Source organism: Cohnella rhizoplanae (genome assembly GCF_948329515.1).
In the GTDB taxonomy this organism is placed as follows: Bacteria; Bacillota; Bacilli; order Paenibacillales; family Paenibacillaceae; genus Cohnella; species Cohnella rhizoplanae.
This window is the reverse complement of sequence record NZ_CAOJCN010000004.1, coordinates 1-14,634: the sequence shown is the minus strand read 5'-3', so window position 1 is coordinate 14,634 and position 14,634 is coordinate 1. Positions and strand designations below refer to the sequence as shown.

General features: G+C 60.7%; 17 protein-coding genes. 8 read left to right on the top strand and 9 right to left on the bottom strand.

The features are described from left to right. Positions 1-16: 16 nt before the first annotated feature. Together PQG80_RS08935 and lepB are read left to right on the top strand one after the other, a co-directional pair. The gene (locus PQG80_RS08935) at positions 17-541 is read left to right on the top strand and encodes a hypothetical protein (RefSeq protein WP_271750944.1); all 525 of its coding nucleotides are present in this window, start codon (positions 17-19) and stop codon (positions 539-541) included. Between the two features lie 25 nt (positions 542-566). Further along, the gene (lepB, locus tag PQG80_RS08930) at positions 567-1,130 is read left to right on the top strand and encodes a signal peptidase I (protein WP_271750943.1); all 564 of its coding nucleotides are present in this window, start codon (positions 567-569) and stop codon (positions 1,128-1,130) included. A gap of 38 nt (positions 1,131-1,168) precedes the next feature. On the opposite strand, the gene PQG80_RS08925 is transcribed toward lepB, so the two are convergent. Next, the gene (locus PQG80_RS08925; protein ID WP_271750942.1) at positions 1,169-1,822 is read right to left on the bottom strand and encodes a response regulator; all 654 of its coding nucleotides are present in this window, start codon (positions 1,820-1,822) and stop codon (positions 1,169-1,171) included. A gap of 146 nt (positions 1,823-1,968) precedes the next feature. Between PQG80_RS08925 and PQG80_RS08920 the strand changes: the two genes are divergently transcribed. Genes PQG80_RS08920 through PQG80_RS08910 form a run of 3 tightly spaced genes read left to right on the top strand, consistent with a single transcriptional unit; the run spans position 1,969 to position 5,072 of the window. Next, positions 1,969-3,543: a sensor histidine kinase gene (locus PQG80_RS08920; RefSeq protein WP_271750941.1), complete on the top strand. Its 1,575-nt coding sequence runs from the start codon at positions 1,969-1,971 to the stop codon at positions 3,541-3,543. Further along, positions 3,536-3,964 (top strand): response regulator, encoded by a 429-nt coding sequence (locus tag PQG80_RS08915; protein WP_271750940.1) that lies wholly within the window; start codon positions 3,536-3,538, stop codon positions 3,962-3,964. The genes PQG80_RS08920 and PQG80_RS08915 overlap by 8 nt, the downstream gene beginning before the upstream one ends. Beyond that, positions 3,951-5,072, top strand: a complete 1,122-nt coding sequence (locus PQG80_RS08910; protein ID WP_271750939.1) for an HD-GYP domain-containing protein — start codon at positions 3,951-3,953, stop codon at positions 5,070-5,072. Before PQG80_RS08915 ends, PQG80_RS08910 begins: the two co-directional genes overlap by 14 nt. 62 nt (positions 5,073-5,134) lie before the next feature. Here the strand turns inward: PQG80_RS08910 and PQG80_RS08905 are convergent, their stop codons facing one another. From PQG80_RS08905 to PQG80_RS08880, 6 genes are all read right to left on the bottom strand, one after another. Further along, complete coding sequence (locus PQG80_RS08905; protein WP_271750938.1) at positions 5,135-5,431, bottom strand: spore coat protein; 297 nt, start codon at positions 5,429-5,431, stop codon at positions 5,135-5,137. A gap of 6 nt (positions 5,432-5,437) precedes the next feature. After that, complete coding sequence (locus PQG80_RS08900; RefSeq protein ID WP_271750937.1) at positions 5,438-5,653, bottom strand: hypothetical protein; 216 nt, start codon at positions 5,651-5,653, stop codon at positions 5,438-5,440. Between the two features lie 31 nt (positions 5,654-5,684). Continuing rightward, complete coding sequence (locus PQG80_RS08895; RefSeq protein WP_271750936.1) at positions 5,685-6,821, bottom strand: zinc-dependent alcohol dehydrogenase; 1,137 nt, start codon at positions 6,819-6,821, stop codon at positions 5,685-5,687. Beyond that, positions 6,818-7,204 carry a spore coat protein gene (locus PQG80_RS08890; protein WP_271750935.1) on the bottom strand — a complete coding sequence of 129 codons (387 nt, stop codon included), beginning with the start codon at positions 7,202-7,204 and terminating at the stop codon, positions 6,818-6,820. The genes PQG80_RS08895 and PQG80_RS08890 overlap by 4 nt, the downstream gene beginning before the upstream one ends. A 12-nt stretch (positions 7,205-7,216) precedes the next feature. Next, on the bottom strand, positions 7,217-7,465 hold the full coding sequence (locus tag PQG80_RS08885; protein ID WP_271750934.1) for a spore gernimation protein GerQ: 249 nt from the start codon (positions 7,463-7,465) through the stop codon (positions 7,217-7,219). A gap of 400 nt (positions 7,466-7,865) precedes the next feature. Beyond that, positions 7,866-8,567, bottom strand: a complete 702-nt coding sequence (locus PQG80_RS08880) for a glycosyltransferase family 2 protein (RefSeq protein ID WP_271750933.1) — start codon at positions 8,565-8,567, stop codon at positions 7,866-7,868. Between the two features lie 354 nt (positions 8,568-8,921). Here PQG80_RS08880 and PQG80_RS08875 point away from each other — a divergent pair, with 354 nt between their 5' ends. Beyond that, positions 8,922-11,177: a putative bifunctional diguanylate cyclase/phosphodiesterase gene (locus PQG80_RS08875; RefSeq protein ID WP_271750932.1), complete on the top strand. Its 2,256-nt coding sequence runs from the start codon at positions 8,922-8,924 to the stop codon at positions 11,175-11,177. 121 nt (positions 11,178-11,298) lie between these two features. After that, positions 11,299-12,537 carry an NO-inducible flavohemoprotein gene (gene hmpA, locus PQG80_RS08870; protein ID WP_271750931.1) on the top strand — a complete coding sequence of 413 codons (1,239 nt, stop codon included), beginning with the start codon at positions 11,299-11,301 and terminating at the stop codon, positions 12,535-12,537. A gap of 34 nt (positions 12,538-12,571) precedes the next feature. On the opposite strand, the gene PQG80_RS08865 is transcribed toward hmpA, so the two are convergent. Beyond that, complete coding sequence (locus PQG80_RS08865) at positions 12,572-13,075, bottom strand: Crp/Fnr family transcriptional regulator (protein WP_271750930.1); 504 nt, start codon at positions 13,073-13,075, stop codon at positions 12,572-12,574. 77 nt (positions 13,076-13,152) lie between these two features. Beyond that, positions 13,153-13,617, bottom strand: coding sequence for an HPP family protein (locus PQG80_RS08860; protein WP_271750929.1), 465 nt, complete (start codon positions 13,615-13,617; stop codon positions 13,153-13,155). Between the two features lie 198 nt (positions 13,618-13,815). On the opposite strand from PQG80_RS08860, the gene PQG80_RS08855 reads away from it, so the two are divergent. Further along, positions 13,816-14,307 (top strand): pyridoxamine 5'-phosphate oxidase family protein, encoded by a 492-nt coding sequence (locus PQG80_RS08855; protein ID WP_271750928.1) that lies wholly within the window; start codon positions 13,816-13,818, stop codon positions 14,305-14,307. The last annotated feature ends 327 nt before the right edge of the window (positions 14,308-14,634 follow it).

The window sequence follows — 14,634 nt, the reverse complement described above, 5'->3', positions numbered from 1 at the left end:
GAGTAAGAGAAGCGCGATGCAAAGCAGAAAAGAGAAGGCCAAGACCTCTTGGATTCGCAAAAAGGTCGCAGTTGTAATTGTTTCTTTAACGGTAGCCTCGGCGGCGACGACGGGCATGGCTTATGCGGACGCGGATATCGCGGGCACGCTCTCGTCCTGGTTCGGCAAGAAGACGGAGATCGCCATGCAGAGCCTGGAGCAATCGGTGTCGTCCGAGACCGACAAGCAAAAGGCGCGGTTAAAGGAAGAATTAAAGCTGCGACTCGAGGCTTCCTCGCGGGAGCTCGACAGCTATACCGAAGCGCAGAAAAAGCTGTACGCGCAAGCGATCGAGCAATATGCGGATTCGCTGATCGCGGGCATGAGCATCGATAACGCGCAGGACCGCGAACAGATCGAGCGCAAATTGCTGGCGATCGCGGACAGCGCCAAGGCGGCGATGAACGCGCTGGCCGAGAGCTATGCGCCGCCGGCCGCATCCTACGAGACGCCGTCAACGCCAAGCGCCTCGTCCGTCGCGGACGCGGTATACGAATCTTAACTTTTAAGGCGGTGCCTTTCCGGATATGTCAGAAGAAGCATTGGACCCGCAGCCCCGCGCGTCGGCGGTCAAAAAGAAAAGCGGCTTATGGGGATGGATCAGGTTCGTCCTCCTGCTCGCCGTCGTCATGATCGTCCTGCACAATCTGACCGGTCTGACGCGGGTATCCGGCCATTCCATGGATCCGACGCTGCAGAACGGCAGCGTGCTGCTCGTCAACAAGCTATCGCTGTTCTTCGGCGCGCCCGAATACGGGGACGTCGTCATCGTCAAGGACGATCGTCTAGGCTACACCATCGTGAAGCGGATCATCGCGGTCGGCGGTGATCGGGTCGAGATCCGGGACGGCGTCACCTATGTCAACGGCGTGCCGCTCGCGGAGCTGTATACGTACGGGACTTCGGAGGATATGGCGGAGCTGACCGTCGGGATGGACGATCTGTTCGTCGCGGGGGATAACCGGACCCCCGGAGCCAGCCTGGACAGTAGGGACCCCAAGCTGGGTACGGTCCATATGAGCGATATCAAGGGGTATGCGCTGATGTCGCTGATCCCGTTCCACAAGATCAGCAAGCCGCTCAAGCTGTAATCGAGCTGATGAGCGGCCTGCGCTGCGTTATGCAGGGTTTAGAGGGAAGCGGAGGCTAGCTCAAACCGGACGAGGCCCTTGGTCAGCGCATACAGGGCTGCCTGCGTGCGGTCGACAAGGTTAAGTTTGCACAGAATCTGGCTGACGTGCTTTTTGACCGTGAACTCCGTAATGTACAGCTCTCTGGCGATGTCCTTGTTCGAGCAGCCGCGGCCGAGGGCGATCAGGACCTCGCGCTCCTTGGGCGTCAGATCGGCGAAGGCCCGGTCTTCGGCGGACGGTCCGCTGTCCATCAGGCTGTCCATGAACAACGGATCGTAATACTTGCGTCCGCGGGACACGACGTCGACCGCATACAGCAAGTCCTCCGGAAGCGCCTCCTTGAGGCAGATGCCGTCGACGCCGAGCGACTGCGCCGTCTGCAGCTCGCCGCGCGTGGCGGAGGAGGTCAGAATGAGATATTTGCAAGCATGACCGAGCTCGCCGGCCTGCCGGATGAAGTCCAAGCCGCTGACTCCCCCCAGATTCAGATCGACCATGGCCAGATCGGGCTGCGTCCTCGCCAACACGGCCAGCGCATCCTGCACGGTCGAAGCCTCTCCGACGACGTCGATCTTCCCGTCCGACGACACGATTCCCCGGATGCCCTGGCGAACGAGCGGATGATCGTCCAGGATCATCAATTTGAGCATTTTGAATTCCTCCATCGAACGAATGCGAATACGTATGCTATAATCAATCTAGTTATTTAAGCCTACTAATACACTTGTTTCCATTGTAGCTGATATGAGTCTTTTTTACTATAATCATTCGGTATTTTTTGGGAGAATATTTATATATGTCGGTTTATGGGAAATTCGGTCTTTACCTCGCGCTCGGCATCAGGTGGACGCTATTTGCGATCGGTCTGCTTCTGTACGCGGGAGAGGCCGAGGCTGGCGGCGCGGTCATGATCGGCGCGGCTGCGGCGGTGCATGCGCTCTGCGCCTGTCTATGGCTGTACAAGCCCGGAAGCCGCGCGGCCGCGGCCGCCGTCTGCGCCGATCTCGTCTTCCAGGCGCTGCTGCTGGATGCGACGGGAGGCCTATCCGGGCCGTTCATGCTCTACGGCCTGTCCGGGCTCGCTATGCTGAAGCCTCTCTTGCGCTGGACTGTCTTTTACGCGACGACCCTGCTCTATGCGATCGCCCTTCCCTTGACGCTGGCGCTGCTCGGCGGGCAGGCTGCCGGCGCGTACGCGGCCGAGCGGCCGGTCTATTTCTTATACATCCTCCTCTTCTATGCGGCTGCGATCCTCGTTCACGGCACAGGCAAGGCCTGGAACGCCCATCTTCGCAAGTTGACGGCCATCTACGCCTCGGATCGGCCGTCCGACGCGAACGGCGATCCTTGGGCAGCCGCCCGCCACGCCGAAGGCCTGCTCAAGCGGCTCCTCGGCAGGCAGGGCGTATGGCTGTGCGTGGGCGAGCCGGACCTTCGCGATCCGGGTGCGCGCGATCCGGACCCGAGCTGGGTCCATGCCTACTATGCGAGCGCGCTCGCCCTGCATCCGCCTGCAGCGGACAAAGTCTGCGCGCAGCTCGTCACGCCGCTCGGAGAGACGGCTTCGCTGCATGTCCGCAAGCTCCGGGACCGCCGCGGCGTCGAATACGGGTGGCTCTTGATCGAGGCCGAGCCAAGAGAACTAACCGTGCTGGACAAGGTGTATATCCGGCTGGCGATGATGAAGTTCGAGGCCGACTACGACCTGAGCCGGCGGCTAGGCGCGATGCGGGACCGCGCCATCGCCGCGGAGCGCAGCGCGGTCGCCCAGAAGATCCACGACGGGATCGCGCAGGAGCTTTTTTTCTGCTCGGTGCAGCTGTACCAGGTGAGAAGCGCGCTCCAGAAGGACGATGCAGGACAGGCGCTGAGCCTGGTGTCGGAGATCGAGCGGAAGGTCAAGGACAGTCACCGCGACATCCGCGGACTGATCGAGGAGCTGAAGGGCGAGAAGAGAAGATTCAACCTGCTGGACGCCATCGAAAAGATGCTGCGCCGGATCACGGACCGGACCGGGGTGACGCTCGTCTTCGAGCATGCGGGCCGGGCCTCCCAGGAGCGGATCGAGCTCGAGGAGACGATCTACCATTTTATCGAGGAAGCCGCCAACAACGTCGTGAAGCACGCCGAAGCCGGCAGGCTCCGGGTCCGGCTGGAAGTGACGAGCGTCCAGTGGACGATCCTCGTCGAAGACGACGGCAAGGGGATCCGGCAGGATCCCGAAAAGGCGGCGACCGGCAAGCACGGCTTGCGAGGCATGGCGAGCCGCATCAAGGGGTTGAACGGCACGTTCACGATCGCGGCCGGCGATCCGGCGGGAACGACGATCATGGCCGCGATTCCGCGGGAGAGGAGCCTTGCGCATGCATAGCGTCGTGATCGCGGACGACCGCGACAGCGCGCGGACGGGCCTGCATCTGCTGCTGACGGGCAGCGGCGCGTATCGCGTGGTCGGGCAGGCCGCCAGCGGAGATGAAGCGCTCGCCTTGGCCGAGGCGCTGCGCCCGTCGCTGGTGGTCACGGATCTGAAAATGCCGGGCCTGCCCGTCATCGAGGCCGCCAGACTGCTGAAGGAAGGCTGCCCGACGATCAAAATCGTCATTCTGACCGCTTACGACGACTGCGAGGATATCTACCTGGCAGCCGGGGCCGGCGTCGACGGCTATCTGATGAAGGATACCGATCCCGAAGAGATCTTGGCGGCTATCGGCCAAGTGATGGAAGGGCGCGCCTTTTATCAGCCCAAAGATAACGCGTTCGGCGCGGGGAGGGATACGCGTGAGGCTCTATAGACGAATCATCGCCATGCCGGTCTATCGCATGATCCTGGCGCTCGCCGGATGCATGGCCTCCTTGGCGGCCTTGGCAGGCTTCGCGGACGCCGCCGTCGGCGGAGGCGGCGCGTCCGTCACGTACGCGGTCGTCTCGGCATGCCTGGCCGTCATGGCCTGGGGCGCGACTTATATCTTGGGACGCGACGGGAGAGACGGTCAGGCCGTCCGGCTGATCGCCATGCTGATCGTCACGCTGCTGGCCGTCGCCGCCTCGGCATACCCTCCGCCGTGGCCAGGTCCGTCCTGGCTGCCGCTCGTCCTCCTGCCCGTTGCTGCCAGTCTGCTGACGAGCGCGAGAGCATACGCTTGCTACGCGCTGGTGTATCTGCTGGCGTTCGCCGCGGCCGCCAGCCTGGGGTGGCCGGAGGAGGCAGGCCTCGAGGCGGGCGAAGCCGCCCTGGCCGCGGGCTCGCGCATCTCGCTGGCCGTGGGCAGCGTCCTCCTCGGCGCGATCGTCCTGGCCGCGCGCGGTGAGCTCGAGAGGCAGCTGAGAGCGCACGCCATGCGGCAGCAGCGACAGCAGCTGATCAACATGCTGCAGTGCTTCATCCCCGTCGGGGAGCGCAAGACGCAGACCTCGCGCGCGGAGATCGGGCGTCTCAGCGCGCTCATGAAGGCGCTGCATGCGGAAAGCGGCTGCGAGCGGGCGCAGGACTGGGAGATCGAGCTGCTGTCGCTGATGCACTTCGTCAGCCGGGTGAAGCTGCCGGACTATATGTTCGAGAAGGAAGACAAGCTGTCGGAGTTCGAGCTCGAGGTCGTGAAGGAGCATTGCTTCATGGCCAAGGAGCTGTGCGACGGCGTGCCGGGCTTCGCCGAGATCCAGAACGCCTTCCTGTACCACCACGAGAGGGTGGACGGCACCGGCTACCCTTACCGCCTGAAGGCGGAGCGGATCCCGATGTTGTCCCAGATGCTCGGCCTCGCGGAGGTATTCCTGGCGATGACGACCGCGCGCTCCTACAGGCGGGCCATGTCCCGCACGGAGGCCTACGCGGAGATCCGCAAGCTCGCGGGCACCGCCTTCCGGCCGGATCTGGTGGAGGCGCTGGGCAGGACGCTTTAATTAAAGAACGACTGCCCCTTGCCCGGAGCAGTCGTTTTTTGCCGTTTCCCGGCCCCGCGGGCTCAGGAAGGAATATTCATCGCGGTCTCGATGTTCTGCAGGTCCAGCTGAATCTGCTGGTTCAAGTCGTGCGGATGGTAGAAGCCGCGTTCGGCCATATAGTCGGCGATCGAGTGATGGAGGTCGATGGCCTCCTCGAGCTGCTTGGCCAATACCGTTTTGACTTCCGGCGTTGCGCATTCCGTGACGGCCATCGCGTAGTTCCGGACGCCGCTCTTGGCGCTCGTCAGCATGTCCATCGCGACAACTTGGTCCGTCAGGGTGTTCATCCCCGTCATATACTCCAGGATCGGATTCATCGGCTTTCAGCCCCCCTCATGCGATTTGGACAGGATGCCGCTCAGCTCTTGCAGCTGCCGCGTGGATACCTCGGCATCGCGCTGCATGATCTGCTTCAGCTCGGGGTCGGACACGAGCGCTTGCATCGTCTTAGACTTCGTCAAGCAGACCGTTTTGAACGCGGCGATCTCGTGGACCTCCAACGTTTCGTGCAGGGCGTAGCTCCCGTAGCTCCCGTTCATATCGAGATTCCTCCTTGATCGAATTCTTGGCTCACGGCTTCAAGATGACTTTGATGCAGTTGTCCGTCTTCGTATCGAACGCTTCGTAACCGCGCTTTGCTTCGCTTAGAGGGATGACGTGCGTAACTACGTCGCCCGGGTTGACCTTGCCCGAGGTGATCAGCTCGTACATATACGGCATGTAATGGATCACCGGCGCCTGTCCGGAACGGATGTTCACGTTGCGCTGCATGATATCGCCGAGCGGGAAGCCGTTGTAGCGCCCGCCGTAAACGCCGGTGATCTGGATCGTGCCGCCCTTGCGGACCGCCTGGGAGGCGATGACGATGGGACTCATCGTGCCGCCCTGCAGCTTGAGGCCGCTCGCGAGGAATTCGAGATCGCTCATCTTCCCGTCCATGCCGACCGCGTCGATGACGACGTCGGCGCCGCCTTTCGTGATCTCTTTGAGATAGCTGCCGGTGTTCTGGTGCTGTTCGAAGTTCACGATCTCCACGTTGTTCGTGCGCTTGGCGTGCTCGAGGCGATAGTTGACGTAGTCGACCGCGATGACCCGCTTCGCCCCCTTCAGCCATGCGAACTTTTGCGCGAGCAGTCCGACCGGGCCGCAGCCCAGCACGATCACCGTGTCCCCGTTCTTCACGCCGGAGTTGTCTACGCTCCAAAATGCAGTCGTCATCGCGTCGGCGATCAGGCACAGCTTTTCGTCCGGCTCCTCGCAGCTCTCGGGAATTTTGAAGTGGGTGAAATTCGCGAACGGCACGCGCAAATACTCCGCCTGACCGCCAGGATATCCGCCGGTCGTGCCGGAGTAGCCGAAGTAAGCGCCCATATCCCCGTTATCGTTCGAATTGTCGCATTGGCTTTCGAGCTGGTTTTTGCAGTAGAAGCATTCGCCGCAGGCAATGTTGAACGGGATGATGACCCGGTCGCCCTTCTTCAGCTTCGTGACCCCCGGGCCTACTTCTTCTACGACGCCCATCGGTTCATGCCCGATGACGTAGTTCTCCTGCAAATTCGGGATCATGCCGTGAATGAGATGGAGGTCCGACCCGCAGATAGCCGTGCTCGTCATTTTAACGATCATATCGTCCGGCTTCTCGATCTTCGGATCGGGCACCTCTTTGACGACGACGTTTTTGATACCCTGGTAAGTAACGGCCTTCATGCCTGGCTGGCCCCCTTATGTTCGTCTGGCGTCCGGTCGAACATTCCCTTGCGCGATGTGTCGTCGGGGAACAGGTTCATCTGCCCGATCATAACCGTATTATTGGCCGACAGCTGGTCGAGTTGATATTGCTCGCTCAGCTCGTAGGGGTGGAACCACTTTTTGCGCATCATGAGCTCGGAGATCTCTTGATGCAGGGCGATTCCTTGTTTCAGCTGATCGCGCAGCAGCGTTCTCGCTTCGGGCGAAGCCGTCTCGGTCAGCGCGATCGCCATGTTCCGGACGCCCTCCTTGGCGCGGATCAGGAAGTCCATCGCGAACGTGGTATCCGCCATTTCAGGCATGTTGAGCGCATTGATCGGATCCAAATAGTCTTGATTCATCTCGGTTCCCCTTTAATTCAAGATGGGCGTGGGACGGTTCTGAGGGACCTCCGTTTGGAAAGGAGCCTTCGCGTAGATCGCTTGAATCTGCGCGATGGCCTGAATGGACTGTTCGACGTCTTTTTGCATCAAGTCTTTGAGCTCCTGGTCGAATACGAGGCCTTGCATGAGTTTGGACTTCGCCACGCAGAGCGTCTTGAAATTGAGCGCTTCGTGAAGCTCCATCGATTCGTGCGGCGCCAAGGTACTTTGCTTATTCATCGCGCGGACGTCACCTCCCAGTGGTTTTCCAGGATAGCTTTTCCCAACCCGGACGGATTATGCCGGGACGGGCAGCGGCTTCCTTGAGGCCAAGCGCTTTCGCCGCGATGGGCATCGCGTACGGGGCGCTCCTGCCCTTCTTCCTGACGCTGGCCCACAAATAAGAATGTGCCACATCGCTATTTCCGCAGATTACTTCCTCCCCCGGCAAATAAGAATGCGCCACATCGCTATTTCCGCAGATTACCCCCTCCCCCGGCAAATAAGAATGTGCCGCATCGCTATTTCCGCAGATTACCGCCTCCCCCGGCAATTAAGGATGCGCCGCATCGCTATTTCCGCCACAGCTCCCTTCCTCGAGTGCCCCGTGCTGCCGATGTCCCCGTCCCCGGAGGGCAGCTCAAGCCTTCCGGCTCGCATAGGGACGGTATCGTGCCGTCATCGCGACGGGCTGGCTGCCTTTCAAGTAGTAGCGGTCGCTTACCTTCCACGTGTGCGTGCTCTTGTTCCGACGGCGGACGTAGACGTAGTTGTAGGGCGAGGTGGCGTATACCCGATGGCCCTTCCGGCGGCAGTGTCGCAGGAAGCGCACGTCCTCGCCCAGGGAGATATCGGAGAAGCGCGCGTCCTTCAATACCGAGCTGCGGAACAGGATGGTCCCGCCCTGCACGAAATTCAGGAAGCGATGGCGTTCGGCGGGCGAACGGACGATGAGCCGACGGCTCGCGGCGAGATAGACGAGGCATGCATGCTTGCCCACGACCGAGCCGCCGGTCCGCAGGAGCGCCCGGACTTGTTCGTTCAGATAGTATGGGGAGTAGTAGTCGTCGTGATCGAACTTGGCGATGAGCGGGTGCCTTGCCCTGGAGATGCCGCAGTTGAGGCATTGACCGAGCGAGATCTTCTCGGGCACCCGGTAGACGGACACGTGCGGGTGGCGGGCGGCTTGCCGGCGCAGCGACTTCAGATCGACGCCGTCCTTATTGACGATCACGATCAGTTCCTTGCGCGGGTAGCGCTGGCGCGCGTAATTGTGCAGTACGTTGGCGAAAAATTCGGGACGGTTCGTGCAGGCTACGATGGACACTCCGGGTTTGTTCAACGTGCTCCCCTCCGTTCGTAACCTATCTTATGTGACACGGCTCCATGCGCGTATCCGCGTTTGCCTATCGTTCGAGAAGATGGAGTTTACTTATTTTATAGGAAAATAGTTCTATGTATCTCGGCCGATAGATGATAGTATATAACTAGTTGAATAAACATGGTAAAGGCAAACTAGCCGAAAGACGATCACGCACAGCTACCGGCCTAGGATGGATACAGGTTATTTCCATGGGAAATGGCTTTTTGATTTACACTTTTTGTATACGTTTACATATACGTATTTCCTCGATTGCAACGCTGCCCACTCTAGTCATCGTGAGGGATTACTATGTTGATTTCTGGACGCTTACCTTTGTATTTGTTGGCCGGATTCACTGCGGCTATCGGTTGCTGGTACCTGATTTATTGGAACGATGAATGGATTCGCGTCCTAGGTTCGAACATGCTGCAGATTTCGGCAGGCGCCGTCGGCGCGTTTTGGACGTTGCGGGTCGGCCTGCGGTCGGCGGGCAAGCGCGAGGCGTTTTGGCTGCTGCTAGGCGCCGGCTTGATCTTCAACACCTTTGCGAATCTCCAGCTGCTCTACAAGCAGCTAGCCTCGACGGTAATCGAGTATTCCGTATTCTCCTACGTCTGGTGGCTGATCGCTTATTGGTTTTTTCTCGCTGCGTTATTCTGGAAATTTAAGCGCATTCATGCCCGATCGACCAGAGCGGGCTACATCTTCAATATCGTCGTATTCACGGTCACGGCGGCGAGCGCCAGCGTTCACTTCGTGATTAACCCGATCATTTCATTCGCCGACGAATCGCCGTTGGTCAACTTACTTACGGTCGTCTATCCCTTGGCATCCCTGAGCATTTTTCTGTTTACCCTTATTCTATATTATTCCCTGCTGCAGCAGGGCGCGCTGACCAAGCCGCTGCTGTACGTCGTGTGGGGCATGCTGTGCCAGGTGGCGGGCGATACCGGATTCGCGTATCTGGCGCAGCAGCAGGCGCAGCAATCGGGCCAATTCGTGGACGTGCTCTGGGTGCTGGCCCTGCTGCTGATCGGATTGGGCGGTTATTACGCCGGGGAAGGGCAGACCGATCCGGTGCAAGAGAATGAACCGGACGCGCGCATTAAGGAGTCCGTCTTCCCGTATGCCAGCATCGCCGTTCTTGTCCTCCTCTTCGTCGTCAGCAGCCACTGGGAATTCAATGCGCTCAGTCTGGGTCTCCTGCTGCTCTTTCTGCTGATCGTAGGACGCCAGCTTCGCATGATGCGCGTCCTGAACAAGCTGATGGGCGAGTACCGGTACCTGGCGTATCACGATCCGCTTACGGGTCTCAGGAACCGCATCGGCTTTAGGCAGGATCTGGAGCGAATCATCGCCAATACAGAAACGCGGGCCGGCCTGCTGCTAATCGACCTTGATCGGTTCAAAGTGATCAACGACACGCTTGGACACCATGCCGGAGATCGAATTCTGGTGCAGACGGCCGAGCGGCTCCGTCGTTCGGTCGGCCCGCGTTCGCCGCTGTACCGGCTCGGGGGCGACGAATTCGTCATCATTTTGACCGACGCCGCGAATTCCTGGTGCGCCGCCGCGGCCGACCGGATTCTGGCGGCGTTTCGCGAGCCGTTCCGCTTCGAGGATATCGAGATCATCGTGACGCCGAGCATCGGCATCAGCATTTTCCCCGACAATGGGTGCACGAGCGACGACCTGCTGAAGTATGCGGATGCGGCCATGTATCTAGCGAAGGAGAGCGGCAAGAACAGCTTCCGCTTCTACGACACGGAGCTCCATGCGATCATGGCCCGCAAGATGAAGCTGGAGAACGAGCTCAGGAAGGCGATCGAGCGCGCACAATTCAAGCTCCATTATCAGCCGAAGGTCGAGCTGCGGACGAAGCGGATGATCGGCATGGAAGCGCTGCTGCGGTGGGAGCATCCGGAGCTCGGGGTCGTCTCCCCCTCGGAGTTCATCCCCGTCGCCGAGGAGTCCGGCCAGATCGTCGCGATCGGGAACTGGGTGCTCGAGCGGGCGTGCGCGCAGAACAAGGCGTGGCAGGACCAGGGCTATCCGCCCCTGTGCGTATCGGTGAACGTATCGGTCCGGCAGTTCCAGCACCGCGAGTTCCTGATGTCGGTCCACAGCATCCTGCAGCGCACGGGCTTGTCCGCCGACCATCTGGAGCTCGAGATCACGGAGAGCATCATGCAGAACGTGATCGAGAGCACGGACGTGCTGCTCGCGCTTAGGCGGATGGGCATCCGCGCTTCGATCGACGACTTCGGCACGGGCTACTCGTCGCTGTACATTATCCCCAAGCTGCCGGTCGACACGATCAAGATCGACAAGTCGTTCATCGACGACATCGACAACCGCATGCAGCTGTCCATGCTCAAGACGATCATCGATCTGGGGCTCAGCCTCAACCTCGGCGTCGTCGCGGAGGGGATCGAGTCCGAGCATCAGCAGCAGGTTCTGATCGCGAACGGCTGTCCGGTGGGTCAAGGGTATCTCTACTCCAGGCCGGTGAGCCCGGAGGCGTTCGAGGAGATGCTGAGCGCTGCCGGGGCGTCGGGTATGGACAGGGCGATCACCGCGCCGGAATAAGAATGCGGCGTCCTCCTCTTCACACATCCTTGCGATTTGGTGTGATCGAGATCACACCAGCGCCGCTGCCCGCTTTTATATACTTGGTTCATCCCAAGTCCATGAGAGCGAGGAGAACATCATGCTCAGTTCCCGTACGATAGAGATCATCAAATCCACGGTGCCCGTGCTCGAGCGGCACGGCACGACCATCACGAAGCGCTTCTACCAGACGATGTTCGCGGCCCACCCGGAGCTGCTCAACCTGTTCAACCATGCGAACCAGAGCCAGGGCAGGCAGCAGACGGCACTAGCCAACGTCGTGTACGCCGCGGCCCTGCATATCGACAAGCTGGAGTCGATCCTGCCGGTCGTGAAGCAGATCGCGCACAAGCACCGCAGCCTCGGCGTGAAGGCGGATCAGTATCCGATCGTCGGCAAGTATCTGCTGGCGGCGATCAAGGACGTGCTCGGCGACGCGGCGACGGACGAGATTCTGCAGGCGTGGGCGGAGGCGTACGGCATCATCGCGAACGTGTTCATCGAGGTCGAAGCGGGCATGTACGCGCAGGCGGTGCGGCAGGACGGGGGCTGGGCCGGCTTCAAGGCGTTCCGCGTCGCGCGCAAAGTAGAAGAGAGCCATGCCGTCGCATCGTTCTATCTGGTGCCGGCGGATGGCGGGGCGCTCGCAGCCTTCGAGCCGGGGCAGTATATCAGCGTGCGGGTAGACATTCCGGGCGAGAAGAATACGCATATTCGCCAGTACAGCCTGTCGGATGCGCCGGGCAAACCGTATTACCGGATCTCGGTGAAACGGGAAAGCGAGCTCCCCGGCAATCCGGCAGGGAAGGTGTCGTCGTATCTGCACGCGCAGATCGGGGAAGGGGACGTACTGTGGCTGTCGGCGCCGGCGGGCGAGTTCGTCCTGGACCGGGCGGACACCCGGCCGCTCGTCCTCATCAGCGGCGGCGTCGGCTTGACGCCGATGGTCAGCATGCTCAAGTACGCGGCCGAGGCTCAGCCGCAGCGAGAGATCGCGTTTATCCACGCCGCGCGGAGCGGGGAAGCCCACGCGCTGCGGCGTGAGGCGGAGGAGATTGCGGCTCGCAACCCGCATGTGTCCGTGCATTGGTGCTATAGCCGTCCGTCGGAGCGGGACCGGGAGACGGCCGCGTTTCACAAGGAAGGGTATATCGATCTGCCATGGCTGAAGCGCGTCATACCGGCGACGGATGCCAGCTTCTACTTCTGCGGACCGACGCCGTTCATGAAGACGGTGTACGGCGCGCTGCGGGCGTGGGGAATTGCGGAAAGCCGGATTCGCTTCGAGTTCTTCGGCCCGTCGGGCAGCTTGGAGGACGCGGAGACGGTCCAGGCGTGAGCGCGAACTTGCGGCGGGCGGGCGGCGGCTGCGCTTAAGTCGGCGATTGCTTGCGCAGCAGCCGGTTGATGGTCTCGCGCCGCAGTCCGAGGAACTGGCCGATCTCCTCTTGCGTTAACACGTCGGTCAGCGGGGCAGGCCCGATATAGGTCTGGAACCACGCCTCCAGCTTCCGCAGCTTCTCCCCAGGCGCAGTCTCGGTCAGCTGGTCGAAGCGCTGCTGCATCAGGCTCAGCTTGTCCTGCAGCTGCAGGGCGATGTCCCGGTACCGCGCGGGGTCCCGCTCGAGCGCCTGATACCACTCGGCGGCGGGGAGCACGCCGATCTCGCTGGTCGCGAGCGCGACCGCCGTGCCGAAGTACGGCTTGGGGCTGATGAGCGAGTGGTGGGGGATCGTCTCCCCGGGCACGATGATGTTGACCAGGTACAGCGAGCCGTCGGGATGAAGACGGACGATCTTGAGCAGGCCGCTTTTCAGATGATACAGGGGCCCCGATTCCCCTTGGCGGAACAAGGTCTCGCCTCTGTGCAGGATCATATCGAACGCCTCCGCTTCGAGAAAGTAAAAAAGCGAACGTGCCCCGCGAGGAGGCGCTTCGCTTTTTTCTGTGCCGATTAACCGGACTCTGCCTGCTTCGCTCGCCTGATCTGCAAGGGCACGATACGCTCGACGTGGTGGGCGACCCACAGCGTGACCAGCAGCCCGAGCAGGGAGACGCATACGGACAAGGGAAGAATCCAAATATAAGACGCGTGCACGAAAAACGGAATGAGCGAGACCGCGAGGATAGGCGGCGCATTCCATTTGAACCGGTTGATCAGGTAGACGACGATCAGCAAGTCGGCGAGCAGGGCGAGCGCGCTCTGGTTCGCATAGGCGATGGTAGTGCCGATCAGGACCGCGACGACGGCGCCGAAGGCGACTTTGCCCAGCTTGGCCGGGGAGAACGGATGCGCGATGAACAGCAGACTGAAGGCGCCGAGCGTAGGGAAAAATAAGGCGTGCAGCGAAGGCATGCGCGAAGAAATCCAGTAGATGCCTACAATGTATAAGCAGATCGCGACGGCTTTAAAATTCAAGATGATTCTACCTCTTCCTCATAATCTCCACGACAACTTTTTCTATTCCCATTGGCTTGCCGATGTTATTTTACGCTTCTCCCTTTTGGCGCGTCAATGGTTCTGCGGCAGATCGGGCGCCCGAATGGTTGGGCATAGGCGATTTCGGTTTAAATAGTACGGAGAGTCTCGACAAATCCAATTCGATGAGGTGAGGACATGTCCAATATTCATACGGCCAGCCAGGAAGCGATCGACAAGGTGAGGGACCTGATCAAGGGGATCGACACCGCCATGCTCACGACGGTAACGCCCGAGGGTCTGGTGTCGCGCCCGCTCAAGACGCAGGAAGTGGAGTTTGACGGCGACCTGTGGTTCCTGACGTCCAAGGATACGGAGAAATACGAGGAGCTGCTGCACGATGCGCGCGTGAACGTCGCCTACGTCGGCAAGTCGTACGTGTCGGTCCGCGGCGAAGCCGAGCTGGTGAACGACCCGGCCAAGATCAAGGAGTTCTGGAACGTCGCTTACGAGAAGCTGCTGGGCACGACGTACGACGATCCGAATCTGGTGCTGATCAAGGTCAGGGCGGAGACGGCAGAGTATTGGGAAACGGGCAGCAAGCTGAAGATGGTCACGCACCTGTTCCAGCGGCTCGCCGGTCACGATACCGCGGATTCGGATTTGAACAAGACCGTGGATCTGCACTGAGCGGAGGCGCGAGCGTCATCGCCTCCTGTAGTGAAGGCGATGGGCTGAATACGCAGAGTGCGAGCGTCATCGCCTCCTGTAGTGAAGGCGATGGGGAGAATACGCAGAGTGCGAGCGTCATCGCCTCCTGTAGTGAAGGCGATGGGCTGAATGCGCAGTGCGCGAGCGTCATCGCCTCTTGTAGTGAAGGCGATGGGCTGAATACGCAGAGTGCGAGCGTCATCGCCTCCTGTAGTGAAATGAAGACCAGTGAGCCACCCTCCGGGGTGGCTCTTCGCCATTCCCGTCCGCGCCGCCCCGGCCACCCCAGCCCCGGCCACCCCATCC

Excerpts from the sequence above, each read along its gene's own strand:
- PQG80_RS08915 (WP_271750940.1), top strand. The coding sequence starts at position 3,536 with ATGCATAGCGTCGTGATCGCGGACGACCGCGACAGCGCGCGGACGGGC.
- PQG80_RS08885 (WP_271750934.1), bottom strand. The coding sequence starts at position 7,465 with ATGAATAAGCAAAGTACCTTGGCGCCGCACGAATCGATGGAGCTTCAC.
- PQG80_RS08895 (WP_271750936.1), bottom strand. The coding sequence starts at position 6,821 with ATGAAGGCCGTTACTTACCAGGGTATCAAAAACGTCGTCGTCAAAGAG.
- hmpA (WP_271750931.1), top strand. The coding sequence starts at position 11,299 with ATGCTCAGTTCCCGTACGATAGAGATCATCAAATCCACGGTGCCCGTG.
- PQG80_RS08920 (WP_271750941.1), top strand. The coding sequence starts at position 1,969 with ATGTCGGTTTATGGGAAATTCGGTCTTTACCTCGCGCTCGGCATCAGG.
- PQG80_RS08900 (WP_271750937.1), bottom strand. The coding sequence starts at position 5,653 with ATGAACGGGAGCTACGGGAGCTACGCCCTGCACGAAACGTTGGAGGTC.
- lepB (WP_271750943.1), top strand. The coding sequence starts at position 567 with ATGTCAGAAGAAGCATTGGACCCGCAGCCCCGCGCGTCGGCGGTCAAA.
- PQG80_RS08905 (WP_271750938.1), bottom strand. The coding sequence starts at position 5,431 with ATGAATCCGATCCTGGAGTATATGACGGGGATGAACACCCTGACGGAC.
- PQG80_RS08865 (WP_271750930.1), bottom strand. The coding sequence starts at position 13,075 with ATGATCCTGCACAGAGGCGAGACCTTGTTCCGCCAAGGGGAATCGGGG.
- PQG80_RS08890 (WP_271750935.1), bottom strand. The coding sequence starts at position 7,204 with ATGAATCAAGACTATTTGGATCCGATCAATGCGCTCAACATGCCTGAA.
- PQG80_RS08855 (WP_271750928.1), top strand. The coding sequence starts at position 13,816 with ATGTCCAATATTCATACGGCCAGCCAGGAAGCGATCGACAAGGTGAGG.
- PQG80_RS08935 (WP_271750944.1), top strand. The coding sequence starts at position 17 with ATGCAAAGCAGAAAAGAGAAGGCCAAGACCTCTTGGATTCGCAAAAAG.
- PQG80_RS08925 (WP_271750942.1), bottom strand. The coding sequence starts at position 1,822 with ATGCTCAAATTGATGATCCTGGACGATCATCCGCTCGTTCGCCAGGGC.